This is a genomic window from Streptomyces sp. NPDC058741 (assembly GCF_042746715.1).
Taxonomy (GTDB): domain Bacteria; phylum Actinomycetota; class Actinomycetes; order Streptomycetales; family Streptomycetaceae; genus Streptomyces.
Window position 1 is genome coordinate 54,902 of sequence record NZ_JBHYQH010000036.1, and the last position, 17,364, is coordinate 72,265.

General features: G+C 73.2%; 17 protein-coding genes, 2 tRNA genes and 1 pseudogene. 10 read left to right on the top strand and 10 right to left on the bottom strand.

Going from position 1 to position 17,364, the window contains the following annotated elements:
• Positions 1–249 precede the first annotated feature (249 nt).
• The 4 genes from ACFW6P_RS24635 (at position 250) to ACFW6P_RS24650 (ending at position 3,618) form a co-directional block, all read left to right on the top strand.
• A complete protein-coding gene (locus ACFW6P_RS24635) occupies positions 250–1,137 on the top strand; it encodes a hypothetical protein (RefSeq protein WP_386424801.1) in 888 nt (295 codons plus the stop codon).
• Between the two features lie 138 nt (positions 1,138–1,275).
• A complete protein-coding gene (locus ACFW6P_RS24640) occupies positions 1,276–2,055 on the top strand; it encodes an HAD-IIA family hydrolase (RefSeq protein ID WP_386348389.1) in 780 nt (259 codons plus the stop codon).
• Positions 2,056–2,176: 121 nt separating this feature from the next.
• Positions 2,177–2,944 carry a hypothetical protein gene (locus ACFW6P_RS24645; protein WP_386348386.1) on the top strand — a complete coding sequence of 256 codons (768 nt, stop codon included), beginning with the start codon at positions 2,177–2,179 and terminating at the stop codon, positions 2,942–2,944.
• 2 nt (positions 2,945–2,946) lie between these two features.
• Positions 2,947–3,618, top strand: a complete 672-nt coding sequence (locus ACFW6P_RS24650) for a class F sortase (RefSeq protein ID WP_386348385.1) — start codon at positions 2,947–2,949, stop codon at positions 3,616–3,618.
• Positions 3,619–3,787: 169 nt separating this feature from the next.
• Here ACFW6P_RS24650 and ACFW6P_RS24655 read toward each other — a convergent pair whose 3' ends face one another.
• Together ACFW6P_RS24655 and ACFW6P_RS24660 are read right to left on the bottom strand one after the other, a co-directional pair.
• Positions 3,788–4,501 (bottom strand): FadR/GntR family transcriptional regulator, encoded by a 714-nt coding sequence (locus ACFW6P_RS24655; protein WP_386348382.1) that lies wholly within the window; start codon positions 4,499–4,501, stop codon positions 3,788–3,790.
• A 144-nt stretch (positions 4,502–4,645) separates the two neighbouring features.
• A tRNA-Lys gene (locus tag ACFW6P_RS24660) sits at positions 4,646–4,719 on the bottom strand.
• Between the two features lie 199 nt (positions 4,720–4,918).
• Here ACFW6P_RS24660 and ACFW6P_RS24665 point away from each other — a divergent pair.
• The 3 genes from ACFW6P_RS24665 to ACFW6P_RS24675 all read left to right on the top strand — a co-directional run bounded on the left by ACFW6P_RS24665 (position 4,919) and on the right by ACFW6P_RS24675 (position 8,169).
• Complete coding sequence (locus ACFW6P_RS24665) at positions 4,919–6,220, top strand: peptidoglycan-binding protein (protein ID WP_386424804.1); 1,302 nt, start codon at positions 4,919–4,921, stop codon at positions 6,218–6,220.
• 108 nt (positions 6,221–6,328) lie between these two features.
• Positions 6,329–7,462 (top strand): SPFH domain-containing protein, encoded by a 1,134-nt coding sequence (locus ACFW6P_RS24670; protein ID WP_386348372.1) that lies wholly within the window; start codon positions 6,329–6,331, stop codon positions 7,460–7,462.
• Positions 7,463–7,563: 101 nt separating this feature from the next.
• Positions 7,564–8,169, top strand: coding sequence for a lytic polysaccharide monooxygenase (locus ACFW6P_RS24675; protein WP_386348369.1), 606 nt, complete (start codon positions 7,564–7,566; stop codon positions 8,167–8,169).
• A gap of 150 nt (positions 8,170–8,319) precedes the next feature.
• Here ACFW6P_RS24675 and ACFW6P_RS24680 read toward each other — a convergent pair.
• From ACFW6P_RS24680 to ehuB, 6 genes and pseudogenes are all read right to left on the bottom strand, one after another.
• Positions 8,320–8,393 (bottom strand) — tRNA-Lys (locus ACFW6P_RS24680).
• Positions 8,394–8,497: 104 nt separating this feature from the next.
• Positions 8,498–9,257, bottom strand: a pseudogene (locus ACFW6P_RS24685) (hypothetical protein); the annotation flags it as partial.
• A 225-nt stretch (positions 9,258–9,482) separates the two neighbouring features.
• A complete protein-coding gene (gene ehuA / locus ACFW6P_RS24690) occupies positions 9,483–10,280 on the bottom strand; it encodes an ectoine/hydroxyectoine ABC transporter ATP-binding protein EhuA (RefSeq protein ID WP_386348366.1) in 798 nt (265 codons plus the stop codon).
• On the bottom strand, positions 10,270–10,920 hold the full coding sequence (ehuD, locus tag ACFW6P_RS24695) for an ectoine/hydroxyectoine ABC transporter permease subunit EhuD (protein WP_386348363.1): 651 nt from the start codon (positions 10,918–10,920) through the stop codon (positions 10,270–10,272). The genes ehuA and ehuD overlap by 11 nt, the downstream gene beginning before the upstream one ends.
• On the bottom strand, positions 10,920–11,633 hold the full coding sequence (gene ehuC, locus ACFW6P_RS24700; RefSeq protein ID WP_386348361.1) for an ectoine/hydroxyectoine ABC transporter permease subunit EhuC: 714 nt from the start codon (positions 11,631–11,633) through the stop codon (positions 10,920–10,922). The genes ehuD and ehuC overlap by 1 nt, the downstream gene beginning before the upstream one ends.
• Positions 11,630–12,553 carry an ectoine/hydroxyectoine ABC transporter substrate-binding protein EhuB gene (gene ehuB / locus ACFW6P_RS24705; protein ID WP_386348358.1) on the bottom strand — a complete coding sequence of 308 codons (924 nt, stop codon included), beginning with the start codon at positions 12,551–12,553 and terminating at the stop codon, positions 11,630–11,632. The genes ehuC and ehuB overlap by 4 nt, the downstream gene beginning before the upstream one ends.
• Positions 12,554–12,660: 107 nt before the next feature.
• Between ehuB and ACFW6P_RS24710 the strand changes: the two genes are divergently transcribed.
• On the top strand, positions 12,661–13,155 hold the full coding sequence (locus ACFW6P_RS24710; RefSeq protein ID WP_386424806.1) for a DUF3830 family protein: 495 nt from the start codon (positions 12,661–12,663) through the stop codon (positions 13,153–13,155).
• Here the strand turns inward: ACFW6P_RS24710 and ACFW6P_RS24715 are convergent.
• Together ACFW6P_RS24715 and ACFW6P_RS24720 are read right to left on the bottom strand one after the other, a co-directional pair.
• The gene (locus ACFW6P_RS24715; protein WP_386424809.1) at positions 13,136–14,545 is read right to left on the bottom strand and encodes an amidase; all 1,410 of its coding nucleotides are present in this window, start codon (positions 14,543–14,545) and stop codon (positions 13,136–13,138) included. The two genes, ACFW6P_RS24710 and ACFW6P_RS24715, sit on opposite strands and share 20 nt — an antisense overlap.
• Positions 14,546–14,565: 20 nt before the next feature.
• Positions 14,566–15,513, bottom strand: a complete 948-nt coding sequence (locus ACFW6P_RS24720) for a D-2-hydroxyacid dehydrogenase (RefSeq protein ID WP_386424812.1) — start codon at positions 15,511–15,513, stop codon at positions 14,566–14,568.
• Positions 15,514–15,710: 197 nt separating this feature from the next.
• Here ACFW6P_RS24720 and ACFW6P_RS24725 point away from each other — a divergent pair, with 197 nt between their 5' ends.
• The gene (locus ACFW6P_RS24725) at positions 15,711–16,526 is read left to right on the top strand and encodes an aspartate/glutamate racemase family protein (protein WP_386348347.1); all 816 of its coding nucleotides are present in this window, start codon (positions 15,711–15,713) and stop codon (positions 16,524–16,526) included.
• Positions 16,523–17,254 carry an aspartate/glutamate racemase family protein gene (locus ACFW6P_RS24730; protein WP_386348344.1) on the top strand — a complete coding sequence of 244 codons (732 nt, stop codon included), beginning with the start codon at positions 16,523–16,525 and terminating at the stop codon, positions 17,252–17,254. Before ACFW6P_RS24725 ends, ACFW6P_RS24730 begins: the two co-directional genes overlap by 4 nt.
• The last annotated feature ends 110 nt before the right edge of the window (positions 17,255–17,364 follow it).

The following is a 17,364-nucleotide window of genomic DNA, read 5'->3' on the forward strand; positions in this document are numbered from 1 at the left end:
GCGAGCGGGCCGGGGACGGTGCGCGGGCGGGTCCTTCGGCCGGCCCGGCGGACGGCTCGTGGTGCGCAGGAGGATGGCGCAGAGCGGTCCTCTCGTGCCCGGCGGACAGTTCCTGGTGCGCGCCGGCCCCGTCCGGCGGAACCGCGCGCCGTGAGCTGTCCGCCGACCGGGCGGATCCGCACCGCCGTTCGGGCTGCTTCCCGGCCGCGCCGACTTCACGGGCCCGCCGCCCGGCAATGTCACATCATCATGCGACCCTGCACGCCCGTTCACCTCTGCCTGGCGACGGCAGCCGCCGTCCTCCTCCCAGGTGCGCACCCGGCGTACGCGGACGATCCGGCGCCCGCCTGTGCCGCGCCCGACGACCACACCTTCCCCCTCACCACCCGCCTCCGCGGCGGACCCGCGTCCTACACGGCCGGGGGCGGCTTCGGGACCTGGTACCTGGAGCTGACCAACACCACCGACCGGACCTGCTCCGACATCCACCCCGTCGTCGTGCTCGTCGACGCCGAGCGCGCCCTGGAGCCCTCCCAGCCCCGGCTGGAGTTCTTCGAGGGCGCCCGCGCCCACCCCGTGCGGTTCGAGAAGACCGGCGAGGACGAGCTGGTCGGGGCGTTCGCCGACGAGGAGGGCCGGTTCGGCGGGTTCACCGTCGGGCCGGGCCGGACCGTCACCGTGAAGGTGCGGCTCGCGCTCACCTCGGACGCCGTCCCCAACGACGTGACCGCCAACGCCGCGGTCGTGCAGCGGCACGACGACGACGGCGACTGGGTCGGGCAGTCCAACGACTACCGCTTCGGGATCGACGCCGACCGGCCGGACACCGGTACCGACACCGACGGAGACACCGACACCGACGGAGACACCGACACCGACGGTGACACCGACACCGACGGTGACACCGACACCGACGGTGACACCGACACCGACGGTGACACCGACACAGACGGTGACACCGACACCGGCACCGAGCCCCGCCCCGACTCCGACGCCTCCGTCCCGCCCCGCGAGGACCGCTTCCCGTTCGCCGAGGAGCTGGCCCGCACCGGCAGCGGCGCCCAGGTCGCCACGGCGACCGCCCTCGCGCTGATCGCGACGGGCGCGGCGCTCCTCATCGCCCGCAGACGCCGCTGAGACGCCCCGGGCCGACCGCCCGCCCGCCGTACGCGGCGTCCCGCCTGTCGGGACGCCGTGATCGGGCCGTTCCGCAAGATCCCGCCACTGTTTAGGCTGGGTCGCACGCTGGACCGCGTACGGCAGGAGATCCCGCACATGGCAGACCGCAAGCCCATCGAGTCGTGGCTCACCGACATGGACGGTGTGCTCATCCACGAGGGCGTACCGATCCCCGGCGCCGACGCCTTCCTGAAGAAGCTGCGTGAGTCCGGAAGGCCCTTCCTGGTGCTCACCAACAACTCGATGTACACGCCGCGCGACCTGCACGCCCGGCTGCGGCGCATGGGTCTGGAGGTGCCGATCGAGAGCATCTGGACCTCGGCCCTGGCCACCGCCCAGTTCCTGGACGACCAGCGGCCGGGCGGCTCGGCGTACGTCATCGGCGAGGCGGGCCTGACCACCGCGCTGCACGACATCGGCTACATCCTGACCGACCACGAGCCGGACTACGTCGTCCTCGGCGAGACCCGCACGTACTCCTTCGAGGCCATGACGAAGGCGGTCCGCCTCATCCTCGACGGCGCCCGGTTCATCTGCACCAACCCCGACGAGACGGGCCCCTCCACCGAGGGCCCGCTGCCCGCGACCGGCGCGGTGGCCGCGCTGATCACCCAGGCGACCGGCAAGAAGCCGTACTTCGCGGGCAAACCGAACCCGCTGATGATGCGGACCGGGCTGAACGCCATCGGGGCGCACTCCGAGAGCAGCGCGATGATCGGCGACCGGATGGACACCGACGTGCTGGCCGGCATGGAGGCGGGGATGCAGACGTTCCTGGTCCTCACGGGGCTGACCCGGCCCGAGCAGGTCGAGGACTTCCCCTACCGGCCGTCGCAGGTCGTGGACTCGATCGCGGACCTCGTCGACCGGATCTGACCCCGGGCGCCGGTCTCCCGGGCCCTCAAACCCGTCGTCCCCCGTACGGAGCAGCCGCCGCGTCCCTGAGGATGCGGCGGCCTGCCGGGCGGGGGAGGCTCCAGGCGTCTGGAGGTTCACGATGGGTTCCCTGAGAGTCACGGTCTGTACGAGCGTGCTGGCCGTGGTCGCCCTGGCCCCGCCCGCGTACGCGGTGGACGCGGGGGGCGTCCGGGTGACCCCGGCGAGGCCTGTGCCCGGCGGCGACGTCACGCTCCGCGTGGCCGACTGCGCGCGCCGGACGGCCGTCGCGACCTCGGCGGCGTTCGTGGCCGACGCACGGCTCACCGTCACCGGCCCCGGGCACGAGCTCGCCGGCGACAGCCGCGTCCGCTCCACGCTCCGGCCCGGGACGTATGCCGTGCGGGTCACCTGCGACGGTTCCGTACGCAGCGGCACGCTGACCGTCCGGGCGAAGGACGCGCAAGGCGCCCGGGAGGGGGAACGCCGCGGAGCGCGGGCGGTCCCAGGGCCCTCCGGGCAGGGGGCCCGGCCCGCTGATGACCCGTCCGCCCCCGGAACCACGACACCCCACGCCCACGCCCCCCAGGGCGACGTCCGGAGCGGGGGCCGGCCCCCGGCGCCCGCGGACGAGCGCGGGTCTCCCGTCCCCCGCAGCGGCGGGCAGCCCTCCACCCCCGCCGCCGACGGGTCCCGCCCCGGCGCGTACCCCTCTCCCGTCGCCCCCGTCCAGGCCGGCGGAGGCGGTGCCGCCGAGCAGGTCGCCGCCCGGCAGGAGCACGGGGCCGCTCCCGGCACCGCGCAGGGCGTGACCGGTCTGGTCCTCGCCGGCGTGGCCGCGGTGGCCGTGGCGCTGGGCGGCTTGCGCCGGCGCCGTGGGACGGGCTGACCATGTCCGCCCGGAATCCGGGACCGTCACCGGCCACCGGCCGCCTGCTGACCGGCGTGGCCTGGGTGGTGCTGCTGCTCGGGCTGTGGCTGTGGGGCCGCGAGGCCACCGACGTGCGCCACGGCATCTCCGCCCCCACCACAGGCGACATGGCGGCGGCCGGCCGGCCCCCGGACGTGAAACTGCCGCCCGCGCACCGCCCCCTGGACGACGCCCCGCCGCAGCGCGTCGACATCCCCGGACTCGGCGTCCAGGCCCCCGTGGTGGCCCGCGGCCTGGACGCGCGGGGAGCGCCCGACCCGCCGCCGTACGACCAGCCGGGCGTGGTCGGCTGGTACGCCGGCGGGGTGGCGCCCGGGGCGCCCGGCACCGCGCTGATGGTCGGTCACGTCGACACCGACACCCGGCCGGCCGTCTTCTACAAGGTCAGCGCCATGCGGCCGGGCCAGACGATCCGGGTGGTCCGGGCCGACGCCGAGGTCGCCGAGTTCACCGTGGAGTCCGTCCAGGTCCTCACCCGCGACCGCTTCGACGCCCACCAGGCCTACGGCCCCCGCGAGTCGGGCCGGGCCGAACTGCGGCTGGTCACCTGCGGCGGCAGCTTCGACCGTACGACGCGCAGCTACACGGCGAACGTGGTCGTCTCGGCGTACCTGACGGGGAGGGGAGCGTAGCGATCGGGAGCCGGTCGCGTCGGGGCAGCCGGCCTGCTTCCCCGACCGGCCGGCAACCGGCTCCGAATCCCCCCGACGGCCGCGAAACCACAGCATTTTCGACAACCAGAAAGCCAGGGTTCTACGGCGTCCATCATGATCGCGAGACGCGAAACGCGGTGTTAACCGGTCAGACGCGTTCGTTGTGACGCGCGTGAGGGCTCGGTGGGGCGGTGGTGGACAGACGGGCGCGGATGTTCCCGAAGTGCTCCCTTATGGCCTCCTCGGCGCGCGGTGCGTCGCCGGACCGCACCGCGTCGAGGATCTCCCGGTGCTGCCGGCAGGTCACCTTCGGGTCCTGCGGCTCGCCCCCGAGGTCCGTGCGGACCTGGTGGAAGGCGTCCCAGAACGCCTCCAGGACCTCGCTCAGCAGCACGTTGTCCAGCCCCCGGTAGAGGGTGGCGTGGAAGGCCCGGTCGGTCTCGGCGAGACCGGCCCCGCGCGCGGCCTGCTCTTCCATACGGCCGACGAGCCCGTCCAGTTCAACGAGGTCCTCGCGCGGTACGCGCCCCGCGAGCCGGGAGACCAGCCCGCTCTCCATGGCCTCCCGGAGTTCGAGCAGCTGGACCAGGGAGTCCTCGCCCCGGTGGTGCCCGGCCACCGTGCGGAAGGCCAGGCCCTCGATCATCGGGGCGAGCGACATCGGGCCGACGTACGTGCCGAAGCCGTGCCGGATCTCCACGATGCCCATGGCCTGGAGTGCCTTCAGCGCCTCCCGCACCGAGTTCCGGCTCGCACCGAGGTGCTCCATCAGCTCGGGCTCGGTCGGCAGCGGGGCCCCCGAGGCCAGCCGGCGGTCGAGGATGAGCTTCTTGATCCGCTCCTGGAGGTCACGCGCTGCCATGGCGAGAGGGTATCCGGCCAATCGTGCGGTGGGTCCGGTTCCGGACAGAGATGGGGTTCCGGCCAGGAAAATCTGATAAGCGGGGGCGCGCGGGGGAGAGGGATGCAAGAAGGCCCCCCGCTTGCGCGAGGGGCCTTCCGGTCGTGCGCCGCCAGGGACTCGAACCCCGGACCCGCTGATTAAGAGTCAGCTGCTCTAACCAACTGAGCTAGCGGCGCCCGCTGACGTCGTCACTCTACAGGACCTCCCGAGGTGCTCCGGACCACCCGACCGGGCCCCCGAGGTCCCCCGCAGGGGTCCCGGTTACATCGTTCGGACCGTCAGCATGCGCGTGCGGAGACCAGTTGAGAAACTGACGGCGCGCACCCGGACGTGCACGGGTGCCGCCTTTTCCGCCGGAAGTGTGAGGGGAATCGCATGGAGACTCCGGTATTCGAGGACATCGACCCCGCGAGCGATTGCGAATGCCCCGGCTGCGTCCACTGGCGCCGCGTCCTGCCGCATTCCCGGGCCGGCCGCCACACCGCCCACCCGGCCGCCCACCGCGCGCTCGCCCTGGCCGCCGCGGCGTCCGCCGCGCTCGGCGCCGGCCATGCCGTACCGGCGGCGGCCGCACCGCACGCCTCCCACCGTCCCGGCGTCGTTCCCGCAGGTGACGAGCCCGACACCCCTCAAGGCACCCAGGCTCCGCTGCACGGCCCCGCGGGCCGCCCGGCGCAGCCCTCCGCCGTCCCCCGGATCAGCGCCCTCACCCGCACGGCGATCATCGAACGGGCCAGGACCTGGGTCGCCGCGAAAGTGCCGTACAGCATGAGCGCCCATGGGGCCGACGGTTACCGGCAGGACTGCTCGGGCTATGTCTCGATGGCCTGGAAGCTGCCCGGAAACGAATGGACGGGAAGTCTCGCCCAGTACGGGGAGCGGATTTCCAAGGAGGAACTCCTGCCGGGCGACATTCTGCTGTTCCACAATCCGTCCGACCCCGAGAAGGGCTCGCACGTCGTCGTCTTCGGCGGCTGGACCGACGACGCCCGCACCTCCTACACCGCCTACGAGCAGACCCGCCCGCACACCCGGCGGCAGACCACCCCCTACGCCTACTGGAGCGACTCCGCCCGGTACGTGCCCTACCGCTACAAGGGCCTCACCCCCGAGCCGGACAGCGGCATGCCGGGCGCCCCGGCCGCGACGCCGTTTCCCGGAGCGGCGTATTTCGGCCCCGGGGCGAACAACAGGTACGTCACGCTGCTCGGCCGCATGCTCGTGGCGCGGGGGGCCGGCGCGGCGTACGCCTCGGGCCCGGGGCCGCGCTGGACGGACGCGGACCGGCGGGCGACCCGGGCGTTCCAGCTGGCCCAGGGCTGGACGGGCGCGGACGCGGACGGTCTGCCCGGCCCGCGGACCTGGGAGCTGCTGGTCTCGGGCGCGGGCAAGGACGTCAAGGGCGGGGTGATGGGCCCGCCGCCCGCCTCGCACGGCGTCCCCGGCTACCCGGGCCGGGCGATGTTCCGCCCCGGCGCCAGCAACGCCCACGTCACCCGGCTGGGCGGGCAACTGGTGCACAGGGGCTTCGGCAGGTTCTACGCGGTCGGGCCGGGACCGCGCTGGACCGAGGCGGACCGGCGGGCCGTCGAGGCCTTCCAGCGCACCCAGGGCTGGCGCGGCGGGGCGGCCGACGGCTACCCGGGGCCGGAGACCTGGCGGCGGCTGTTCTCGTAGGCCCGGCGGACGGGCCCGCACCCCGGACGGGCCCTTCCGGCGGGTCCGGCGCCCGGCATCCGGGGGACCACTGCTGTGACGCATCGTGCGCGGAGGCTGGAGGCACGCATGAGTACGACCACGTCCCACACGTCCGAGCCCGACGGACCGGCCGGGGGGCCCGTCCGGCCCGGCCGGATCATCCAGAACGAGGCCACCACCGAGATCCCCGTCCACCTGCTGTTCCGCGACGAGCCCCGCCCGGCCCCGGTGGCGCTGAAACCGGCGGTCGTCGGCCGGCGGCACGGCACGGGGGAGCAGCCCCGCCTCCGGCGCCCGGCCACGCCGCCGCGCCCCGCGCCGCCTGGCCCCGCGCCGCAGGTCGACGCCGACCTGGCGGAGCGGCCCGCGCGGGTGCTGCCCGGGGCGGCGGGTGTGCTGGCCGGGGCCTGCGGACTGGCCGGGTGCGCGGCCACCTCCTGGTGGGCCGGGGTGCTGCCCCCCCTGGTGCTGGAGGCGCTGCGGCTGCCCGCCCCGGCAGGGAGCGGGCTCGGCCCGCTGCAGTGGGCGGCGTTCGCGGGCGCCGGTGCGCTCGGCCTGTTCGGGTTCGGCGGGCTGGCCCGGGGACGCACCGGGCGGGCCTGGGTGCTCGACCTGTTCGGCCGCTACCGGGGGACCGTACGGCGCTCCGGTCTGCTGTGGGTCAACCCGCTGCTGCTGCGCCGCCGGGTGGACGTGCGGCTGCGGCACTGGCGCAGCGAGCCCGTGCCCGCGGCCGACGCGAGCGGGGTCGCGCTGCGGGTCGTCGTGCAGGTGGTGTGGCGGGTGCGGGACACCGCGCGGGCCATGCTGGGCGTCGAGGACCACGAGACGTATCTGCGCGAGTGCGTCGAGGCGGCGCTGGCCCGGGTCCCGGTGGAGACGCCGGGCGGGGGGAGGAGGGCCGGGGACACGGCGGCCGAGGCGCTGACGCGGCTGGTGGCGTCGGACGCCGCTCCGGTCGGCCTGGAGGTGTTCGCGGTGCAGCCGCTGAGGGTGGAGTACGCCCCCGAGGTCGCCGCCGCGATGCACCGCCGCCGGATCGCCGCGCTGGACGCCCAGCACCGGGCGAGCGTGCTCACCTCGGTCGTGGACTCGGTGGAGGACACGGTGACCCGGCTGACCATGCGGGGGCTGGTCGAGCTCGACGACTACGAGCGGAAGGTGCTGGTGAAGGACCTGACGGTGGCGTTCTGCGCGGGCCGGGGAGAAGCATCTCCGTGAGGGGGATGGACATGTTCAGTTCACGTCCCTACCCTCAGGCTTGGTCTAGACCTATCTGCACGGCTCACTGAGACTCCCCCACGTTCCCCAGGAGCGGCAGCGTGCGCGCAAGGACCAAGTTGTCCGCGGTCGCGGTGGGACTGGCCACGACCGGAGCCCTCGTGCTCTCCTCCGGCGGCGCCAGCGGCCACGGCTGCACCGACCTCCCCGTCAGCCGGCAGAAGCTCTGCCGGAACGGCACCGTGACCAACTGCGGCTCGATCCAGTGGGAGCCGCAGAGCGTCGAGGGGCCGAAGGGCTTCCCGGCCTCCGGCCCGGCCGACGGCCAGATCTGCAACGCCGGCCTCGGCCGGTTCAGCCGGCTGGGCGCGCCCCGCACCCCGTCCGGCGCCGCATGGCCGGCCACCCGTGTGACGGGCGGCCAGAACTACACGTTCCGCTGGCAGTTCACCGCCATGCACGCCACGACCGACTTCACCTACTACATCACCAAGCCGGGCTGGAACCAGGACCACAACCTGTCCCGGTCCGACCTCAATCTCACGCCGTTCTTCACGGTGCCGTACAACGGGCAGCGCCCGCCGTCCACGCTCTCCCACAGCGGCAGGCTGCCCTCCGGGCTGAGCGGCCGCCACGTGATCCTCGCGGTCTGGACGATCGCCGACACCCCGAACGCGTTCTACGCCTGCTCGGACGTCACGTTCTGAGGTGAGGTTGATGACGGTGACCCGGCGGTGACCCGCGCGATGTCCCCCACCGCCGGCGACGCCCTCCCGCAGGACGGGCAGTACCCGCCGTGGCGAAGGGCCCGGAACGCGCCGAGGGGCCTCTCGCTCCCACGAGAGGCCCCTCACCGGTGCGCCGCCAGGGACTCGAACCCCGGACCCGCTGATTAAGAGTCAGCTGCTCTAACCAACTGAGCTAGCGGCGCATGACCCCCGCCGACCGCTGGAACCGTGTTCCGCGGCGGGCGACGCAGAAAATAATACCTGCTCCCCCGGGGTGCTCCGCACCGCCTCGCGGCGCGGAGCACCCGGACACCGGGACCGGGGCCGCGTTGCGGTTGAGGGCGTCCGCGGCCCGGCGCAGCCGGTGGGCGTGCTCCACCGGCAGGGACAGGGCGAGGCAGCCGACGGAGGAGCCGGCCGTGCGGGGGCGGCGGCGCAGACCGTGCCGACCGCGTACTCCTGCAGGTCCAGGCCGGGCACGGTGGGCGGCTGTGCCTCGATCGAGGCGGGTGGAGCGGCAGGCGGTCGCTGGTGATGGTGCGCGAGGTGGGGCGGGCCGTCTCGTGCCGGGCGAGGTGGTCGCGGCGGCCGGCGTGGTCGAGCCGGGCGAGGTGGTCGCGGCGGCCGGCGTGGTCGAGCCGGGTGAGCAGGCTCTTGCCGATCGCGGTGGCGTGGGAGCTGGAGCGGACGTCCACCCACTCGTTCACCTTGGGGGTGGCCGGACCGTCGGCGTACTGGGTGACGCCGATCTCGCCGTCCACGTAGCGGCTCATGCAGACGGCGGCGCCGACCGCGTCGCGCAGCCGGTCGAGAGTGTGCTGGAGCTGGTCGCGCAGGGCGTGCTCGTGGTGGAGGGCGGAGCCCAGGCGGGTCAGGGGCTCGCCCGTGGCGTAGGCCCCGTCGGCGATCTGCCCGACGCAGCCCTCGCGGCGCAGCGTGTGCGGGAGCGTGGCCGGCCGCTCCGGTTCGATGCGGGTGTCCCGGGCGAGCTCGGCGTCGGTGACGCCGAAGCTGTTTCCCGCCACCGTCTCCAGGGCGCGGAGGGCCTCCCGGGCCGAGTGGTACATGGTGGTCGGCTCGTTCTTCAGCGCCGCGGTGGTCTCCCCCTGTGCTTGCTGCGGGGCCGTTTTCCGGTCAGTGGACCTGTTCCAGGTCAACCGGCGATGCCCCTGGGTGAAGTGGGGTTTGACGGGATTCCCCGGGGCCCCGGACCGGGGCGATGGCTCTCTGGCATGTGCCAGGAGCATGCCCCGGTCGCCGGGCTCACGGTCACCCCTGTTCACGGGCGGTAGTCACAGCACCGCGCTGAGGAACTCCCGCGTGCGGTCGTTCTCCGGCTCGCTGAAGATCTTCTCCGGGGAACCGGCCTCGATGATGCGGCCTGAATCGAACATCAGTACCCGGTCGGAGATGTCCCGGGCGAAATTCATCTCGTGGGTCACGCAGAGCATCGTGATGTCGGTGGAGCGTGCGATGTCCCTGAGCACGTCGAGCACTCCCGCGACCAGCTCCGGGTCGAGCGCGGAGGTGACCTCGTCCAGCAGCAGCACCTGCGGCTGCATGGCCAGGGCCCGGGCGATGGCCACCCGCTGCTGCTGGCCGCCGGAGAGCTGGGCCGGGTGCGCGTCGCACTTGTCGGCGAGACCCACCATGGCCAGCAGCCCCTTGGCCCGCTCCGCGGCCTCGTCCTTGGACAGGCCGAGGACGGTGACCGGGGCCTCGGTGATGTTGCGCAGCACCGTCATGTTCGGGAACAGGTTGAACTGCTGGAAGACCATCCCGATCTTCTTGCGGACCTCCCGGACCTCCTTGTCGGAGGCCGGGAACAGCCTCTGCCCGTCGACCGTGATCGTGCCCTCGTCGGGCTTGAGCAGGGTCATCAGCAGCCGCAGGATCGTGGTCTTGCCCGACCCGGACGGCCCGATCAGCGTCACGTGCTTGCCGGCGTCGACGGAGAAGTCCAGGCGGTCCAGGACGGTGCTGGTCCCGAACCGCTTGGTGACCTGCTCCAGCCGGATCAGCTCGCCGGTGCTCCTGGCGGGACGCTGCTCCGGGTTCTTCTCGGGGTCGGGGAGGGTGTCAGTGGACAAGGCGTCGCTCCAGGGCTCGCAGGGCAAGGGAGGCCAGGTAGGAAATGGCGATGAAGGCCACGCCGATCACCGTCAGCGGCTCGGTGAACTGGAACTGCTCCTGCGAGAACAGGCGCGCGTGCCCCAGCATCTCCAGGACGGTGATCGCCATCAGCATCGGCGTGTCCTTGAGCATGGCGATGACGTAGTTGCCGAGCGCGGGGACGACCCGGCGCACCGCCTGCGGCAGGATCACCGCCGTCCACGTCCGGCGCAGCGGCAGGTTCAGCGCCGTCGCCGCCTCCCACTGGCCGACCGGCACGGCCTCGATGCCGGCCCGGTAGACCTGCATGGTGTACGTCGAGTAGTGCAGCCCGATCGCGAACACGCCCGTGGTCAGCGCCGAGAAGGTCAGACCCCACTCGGGCAGCACGTAGAACAGGAAGAACAGCTGCACCAGCAGCGGTGTGTCGCGGATGAACTCGGTGACCACCCCGACGGGCCAGGTCACCCACCGCGACGGCACCCGCGTCAGCAGGGCCCACACCAGTCCCAGTGCGAAGGAGATCAGCGAGCCGAACACCAGGATCTGCAGGGTGACCAGCAGTCCGTCCCAGAAGTCCGGCATGAAGTCGGAGACCGCGCTCCAGTCCCACTGCATCAGACGGCACCCCCCGCGTTGGTCGTCTCGGGGCGCTTCGGCTCGACGTCGGGCTTGCGCTCCGGGGCCTTGCCGACACCCGCCTTCAGCTTCTTCTCCAGCCCCCGCATGACCCGGGTGAGCAGGAAGGCGATCACGAAGTAGACGAGCAGGACGTACGTGTAGATCTCCGCGCTCTCCTGGAGCGCAAGACGCACCAGGTTGCCGCTGAACGCCAGGTCGCCCATGCCCATGATCGACACCAGGGCGGTGCCCTTGAGCAGTTCCACGAGCAGGTTGGAGAACGGCGGGATCATCTCCGGCACCGCCTGCGGCAGCAGGATCAGCCGCAGCCGCTGCCAGGGCGTGAAGCTGAGCGCGATCCCGCCCTCCCGCTGCGCCGGGTCGACCGCGGCCAGCGCGCCGCGCACGATCTCGGAGCCGTACGCCCCGTAGGTCAGTCCGAGTGCCAGCGTGCCCGCCCACAGCGGGACCAGCTGCCAGCCGAAGGCCGGGGGCAGCACGAAGAAGACCCAGAAGATCATCACCAGGGCCGAGGTCCCGCGGAACACCTCGGTGTACAAGCCCGCCAGGAAGCGGACGATCCACAGCCGGTGGGTGCGCGCGACACCGACCACGAAGGACACGGCCGCCGCCAGCAGCGCGCTGAGGACGAGCAGCTGGATCGTGACCCAGACGCCCCTGAGCACCAGTTCCCAGAGTCCGGAGGTCATCCGCCGCAGAGCTCCTTCGCGGTCAGATCCGTCATCTCGTTCTCGGTGAAACCGAAGGGCTCGAGAATCCGGAGCAGTTCGCCGCTGTCCTTGAGCTTGTGCAGTTCGCGGTTGAAGGCGTCGCGCAGGGCGGTCTCGGTGGGCCGGAAGGCGAAGCCGCCGCCGTCGACGTGCGGCTTGCCGTCGACGATCGGCTTGAAGGGCTCGGTCGCCTCTGCCTTGGCGGACTTCTTCACCACCTCGCGGGTGGTCAGCGCCGTGCCCGCGAAGACGTCGACCCGCCCGGCCTCGACCGCGTTCAGCCCGGCCACCTGGTCGGGCACGATGAGGATGTCGCTCTCCTTGTAGCCCGCCTCGACGGCGTAGGCGATCTCGGCGTAGCCGGTGCCGGTGGCGAACTTCGCCTTCTTCTCGACGACGTCCTGGTAGTCGCGCAGGCCCATCGGATTGCCCTTGCGCACGATGAAGGAGTCGAGCATCTGGTAGTCGGGGTCGGAGAAGATGACCTGTTCGCAGCGCTCGGGGTTGATGTACATCCCGGCGGCCACGACGTCGAACTGCTGGGAGTTCAGGCCCGGGATGAGGGAGCCGAACTCGGTGGGCACGGGCTGCACGCGGTCCACCCCGAGCCGCTCGAAGATGACCTTCGCCAGCTCCGGCGCCTCGCCGGTCAGCTCGCCGTTCCTGTCGATGTAGCCGAAGGGGATCTCCCCGGCGATGCCGAGCCGGACGACGCCCTGCGCGCGCAGGCGCTCCAGGAGGTCCCCTCCCTCCGTGCCGGAGGCGGTGGCCACGCGCGAACACCCGGACGCACCCAGTGCGCCGAGCGCCGCGACCCCCGCGAGCAGCGACCGGCGGGTGGGCCCTGAGGGACGGTCACGCCTGGATACCGGCGGGATTCTGTCTGGTGGTGAGGCCATGGGCGCGCGGCTACCCAAGGCCTTTGGAGTTATGCGGATGTTCTTCGGACCGGTACCGCGCCGATGCGCCCTTGACCGCGCGGGGCACGGGCACTCCCATGGAGGGCATGGCTGATCGCTACATCGAAGTCTCGCTGGTCAAGCGTGACGTGACCTGCACGGCCAAGCTGCTGGACGACCGCGCGCCGATCACCTGCGCGGCCGTCTGGGGCTCCCTTCCGCTGGCCGGCGACGTCTACCACGCGAAGTACGCCCGCAACGAGATCTACGCCCTCTTCCCGCCCTTCGCCCCGACCGAACCACCCCTGGAAAATCCCACCATCACTCCCATTCCCGGTGATCTGTGCTATTTCACCTTCGCGGGGGCCGAGTTGGGGACCAAGGCCTACGGCTACGACCGCGAGGTGCGCGCCGGGACCACCCTCGTCGATCTGGCCCTGTTCTACGAGCGCAACAACCTGCTGCTCAACGGCGACGTCGGCTGGGTCCCCGGCATCGTCTGGGGTCAGGTCGTCGACGGCCTGGAGAGCATGGCCGAGGCGTGCAACGACCTGTGGAGGTCGGGAGCGGCGGGGGAGACGCTCAGCTTCCGCCGGGCCTGAGCCGGCCGGCCGACGCCAACCCGGCCTCGTACAGCGCGTGCGCCGCCCGCAGCACCAGATCGTCCCGGTGCCGGGCGGCCACGAGCTGCAGGCCGATCGGCAGCCCGTCCCCGTCGACGCCGACCGGCACGCTCGCCGCGGGCTGCTGCGTCATGTTGAACGGGTACGTGAACGGCGTCCAGCCCGTCCAGCGCCGGTGCCCCGACCCCTTGGGCACCTCGGCGCCCGCCTCGAACGCCGTGATCGGCAGGGTCGGCGTCACCAGCAGGTCGTGGGTGTCGTGGAAGCGGCCCATCCTGCGGCCCAGGTCCATCCGGACGTCCACCGCGGCCAGGTAGTCCAGCGCCGAGTAGCGCGCGCCCCGGACGCAGATCTCCCGCAGGCCCGGGTCCAGCAACTCGCGCTGGTGCGGGCCCAGGTGCTGCGTCACCCGCGCCGCCCCGCTGAACCACAGCGTGTGGAAGGCCTCCACCGGGTCGGTGAGGTCGGGGTCGGTCTCCGTGACGTAGGCGCCGAGCTCCGCCAGCCGCTCCACCGCCCGCCGCACCGCGGCGGCCACCGCCGGCCGCACCGCCACCTGCCCGCCCAGCGACGGCGAGTACGCCACCCGCAGCCCGCGCACCCCGCCCGCCAGGCCCTGCGCGTACGCCCCGGGCGGCGGGGCGAGCGCCGACCAGTCGCGCGAGTCCGGGTGGCCGATGACGTCCATCAGCAGCGCCGCGTCCGCCGCGTCCCGGGTCATCGGCCCGACGTGCGCCAGCGTGCCGAACGCGCTCGCCGGGTACAGCGGCACCCGCCCGTACGTCGGCTTCAGCGCGAAGATCCCGCAGAAGGCCGCCGGGATGCGCACGCTGCCGCCGCCGTCCGTGCCCAGCGACAGCGGACCCGCGCCGAGCGCCACGGCCGCCGCGCTGCCGCCGCTCGACCCGCCGGCGGTGCGCGAGGTGTCGTACGGGTTGCGCGTCACCCCGCTCAGCGGCGAGTCCGTCACTCCCTTCCAGCCGAACTCCGGGGTGGTCGTCCTGCCGAGGAAGACCGCCCCGTGCTCGCGCAGCCGGGCCACGGACGGCGCGTCCTCGTCCCAGCGCCCCGCCGGGTCCACCGTCCTCGATCCGCGCAGGGTCGGAGTCCCGCGCTGCAGCAGGATGTCCTTGACGGTGACCGGCACCCCGTCCAGCAGCCCCCGCGGCTCACCGCGCCGCCAGCGCTCCTCCGACTCCCGGGCCCGCTCCAGCGCGTCCTCGGCGGTCAGCCGGACGAAGGCGTTCACCTCCGGCTGGATCGCCTCCGCCCGCTCCAGCGCCGCACGGGCCGCCTCCACGGGACTCCACTCGCCCCTGCGGTACCCCTCGAGGAGCCGTACGGCGGTCAGCTCGCTGAGCTCGGTCATCCACCCTCCCAGGAACGCGGTCAGTGGCCGGGTACATACCCACGCCGCTTGTCCACCACGTTCACCAGCGGCTCACCCGCCTCCCACAGGGCGTACAGCTCCACGAACTGGGCGCCGAGCTCGTCCCGCCAGCCGATCGTGTCGCCGCTCATGTGCGGGGACACGATCAGGTCGGGGGACCGCCACAACGGGCTGTCGGGGGGCAGGGGTTCGGTCGCGAAGACGTCCAGGGCGGCACCCGCGATCCAGCGCTTGTCCAGGGCCTCGGCGAGGGCGTCCTCGACGATCAGCTGACCGCGGCCGATGTTGACGAAGTGGGCGGACGGCTGCATCATCCCGAAGCGGCGCGCGTCGAACATGCCGTGCGTCCGCTCCGTGAGCGGCGCCGCCGCGACCACCCAGTCGGCGCGCGAGAGCAGCCGGTCGAGGTCCTCCGGGCCGTGCACGCCGGTGCGCGCGGCGCGTCCGACGAGCGCGGTGGTGACGCCGAGCGCCTGGAGGGTGCGGGCGATCGCCCGGCCGATCGGGCCCGAGCCGACCACCACGGCCCGGCTCCCGGCGACCTTGCGCGACTCCCGGTGCCGCCAGGTCCGCTCCCGCTGCAGCCGAAGCGTGCGCGGCAGGTCCTTGGCCATGGCCAGGACGAGGGCGGCGACGTACTCGGCGATCGGCTGGTCGAAGACGCCGCGCGCGTTCGTCACCACCGTGTCGGAGGCGGCGAGCTCCGGACACATCAGGTGGTCCACACCGGCGCTGGCGGTGTGCACCCAGCGGGGGCGCGGGCCCTCGCCCGGCCAGGCGTCCCGCACGGCGCGCGAGGTGAAGTCCCACACCAGGAGTACGTCCGCACGCGGGAGGCGCTCCGCGAGGCCGGCCGCGTCGGTGTGTTCGACATGGGCGCGGCCGGTGAGGCGGCCGAGGCGGGGGAGGGGTTCGGCGTCCAGGACGAGAAGGGTGGGGGTGGGCATGAGCAGCCGTTTCTCCAGCCGTTCGGCGGGGCCGGCCGGCCTGCGCGGGGCCGCCGGTGACGACGAGTTAACCGGGTGTTGACCAGCGAGTGATCCGGGCGGATTGACCACGCTCGCACCCGAACCTACCGTCGTCAACACGGGCGTTCCCACGATCCGTTGCGTACGCGTTGCCCAGCGTGAGGCCGGTGCCTGCCATGGACGTCTCATTTCTCGGCGGGCCCAGCCCGCAGCGCGGGGTCGGCGTCGTCGCGCCCTTCGACTTCGCACTCGACCGCGAGCTGTGGCGCTGGGTGCCGGACGGGATATCCCTGCACATGACCCGAACGCCCTTCGTGCCGGTCGAGGTCAGTCTCGATCTGGCCCGCCTGGTCAGCGAGCACGAGACGCTGGGCGAGGCGGTGCGCACGCTCAACGCGATCGCCCCCGAGGTCGTGGCCTACGCCTGCACGTCGGGCAGCTTCGTCGGCGGCACCATGGGCGAGCGCGCCATGTGCGAGGCGATGAGCAGGGCCGGGGCTGTCCCGGCGATCACCACGTCCGGCGCGCTCCTGGAGGCGCTGGTGGAGCTGGACGTGCGCCGCGTGGCGCTGGTGACGCCGTACACGGTCTCGGTCACGCGGTCGCTGGAGGCCTACGTCGCCCAGGCGGGCGTCACCATCTCCGGGTGCGCCTTCATGGGTCTGACCCGGCACATCTGGAAGGTCCCCTACCGGGAGGTGGTGGACATGGCCCGGCAGGCCGTCCGCGACGACGCCGACGCGCTCTTCATCAGCTGCACCAACCTGCCCACCTACGACGTGATCCCCCAGCTGGAGGCCGAGCTGCGGATCCCGGTGATCTCGGCCAACCAAGTGACGATGTGGGCCGCGCTGCGCCGACTGGGTACCCGTGCCGTGGGGCCGTACCAAGCGCTGGTCAACGCCGAGGCGCGGTCCGGTCTCGTACCGCCGGGGGCCGACCCCGGGCCCGTAGTGCCGGAAGAAGAGCAGCAGCAGGAAGGCTGGACATGACAGCACTGGGATTCCTCTACCCGGGCCACTCCGCCGAGGACGACTATCCGCGCATCGAGCAGCTGCTGGGCAGCGACATCCGGGTGGACCTGGTGCACACCGACATCGGGGAGGACGCGCACCGGGTGGACGCGCTGCTGGAGATGGGCTCCGCCGGGCGGCTGGCGGCGGGGGTCCAGGAGCTGCGGCACGCCGGCGCCGAGGCCGTGGTGTGGGCCTGCACCAGCGGCAGCTTCGTCTACGGCTGGGAGGGCGCGCAGGAGCAGGTCCGCACGCTGGCCCGGGCCGCCGGCATGCCCGCCTCCTCTACGTCCTTCGCGTTCGTCCACGCGGTCCGCGAGGTCGGGGCGCGCCGGGTGGCGATCGGCGCGACCTACCCGGAGGACGTGGCGCAGCTCTTCGCGGAGTTCCTGCGCGCGGACGGCCTGGAGGTGGTGTCGGTCCGCAGTTCCGGCATCATCACCGCGGCGGAGGTGGGCACCTGGGGCGAGCCGGAACTCCTCGCCCTGGCCCGCGAGTCCGACCACCCCGACGCCGACGCCGTCCTCCTGCCCGACACCGCCCTCCACACGGCGGCCCACATCCCGGCCCTGGAGAAGGAACTCGGCAAGCCGGTCCTGACGGCCAACCAGGTCACCGTCTGGGAGGGCCTGCGCCTGGCGGACCGCAGGGTGAACGCGCCGGAACTGGGCCGGCTGTTCACCCGGGAGCCGATCGTCCAGGCGTGACCGCCCCGCCCCGCCACCGCCCCGCCCCGCCCCGCCACCGCCCCGCCCCGCCCCGCCCCGCCACCGCCCCGCCCCGCCCCGCCCCGCCCCGCCCCGCCACCGCCCCGCCC

Bases quoted from the DNA above. Each gene is read 5' to 3' on its own strand.
- ACFW6P_RS24635 (WP_386424801.1), top strand. From the start codon at position 250: ATGCGACCCTGCACGCCCGTTCACCTCTGCCTGGCGACGGCAGCCGCC.
- ACFW6P_RS24640 (WP_386348389.1), top strand. From the start codon at position 1,276: ATGGCAGACCGCAAGCCCATCGAGTCGTGGCTCACCGACATGGACGGT.
- ACFW6P_RS24645 (WP_386348386.1), top strand. From the start codon at position 2,177: ATGGGTTCCCTGAGAGTCACGGTCTGTACGAGCGTGCTGGCCGTGGTC.
- ACFW6P_RS24650 (WP_386348385.1), top strand. From the start codon at position 2,947: ATGTCCGCCCGGAATCCGGGACCGTCACCGGCCACCGGCCGCCTGCTG.
- ACFW6P_RS24655 (WP_386348382.1), bottom strand. From the start codon at position 4,501: ATGGCAGCGCGTGACCTCCAGGAGCGGATCAAGAAGCTCATCCTCGAC.
- ACFW6P_RS24665 (WP_386424804.1), top strand. From the start codon at position 4,919: ATGGAGACTCCGGTATTCGAGGACATCGACCCCGCGAGCGATTGCGAA.
- ACFW6P_RS24670 (WP_386348372.1), top strand. From the start codon at position 6,329: ATGAGTACGACCACGTCCCACACGTCCGAGCCCGACGGACCGGCCGGG.
- ehuD (WP_386348363.1), bottom strand. From the start codon at position 10,920: ATGCAGTGGGACTGGAGCGCGGTCTCCGACTTCATGCCGGACTTCTGG.
- ehuC (WP_386348361.1), bottom strand. From the start codon at position 11,633: ATGACCTCCGGACTCTGGGAACTGGTGCTCAGGGGCGTCTGGGTCACG.
- ehuB (WP_386348358.1), bottom strand. From the start codon at position 12,553: ATGGCCTCACCACCAGACAGAATCCCGCCGGTATCCAGGCGTGACCGT.
- ACFW6P_RS24710 (WP_386424806.1), top strand. From the start codon at position 12,661: ATGGCTGATCGCTACATCGAAGTCTCGCTGGTCAAGCGTGACGTGACC.
- ACFW6P_RS24715 (WP_386424809.1), bottom strand. From the start codon at position 14,545: ATGACCGAGCTCAGCGAGCTGACCGCCGTACGGCTCCTCGAGGGGTAC.
- ACFW6P_RS24720 (WP_386424812.1), bottom strand. From the start codon at position 15,513: ATGCCCACCCCCACCCTTCTCGTCCTGGACGCCGAACCCCTCCCCCGC.
- ACFW6P_RS24725 (WP_386348347.1), top strand. From the start codon at position 15,711: ATGGACGTCTCATTTCTCGGCGGGCCCAGCCCGCAGCGCGGGGTCGGC.
- ACFW6P_RS24730 (WP_386348344.1), top strand. From the start codon at position 16,523: ATGACAGCACTGGGATTCCTCTACCCGGGCCACTCCGCCGAGGACGAC.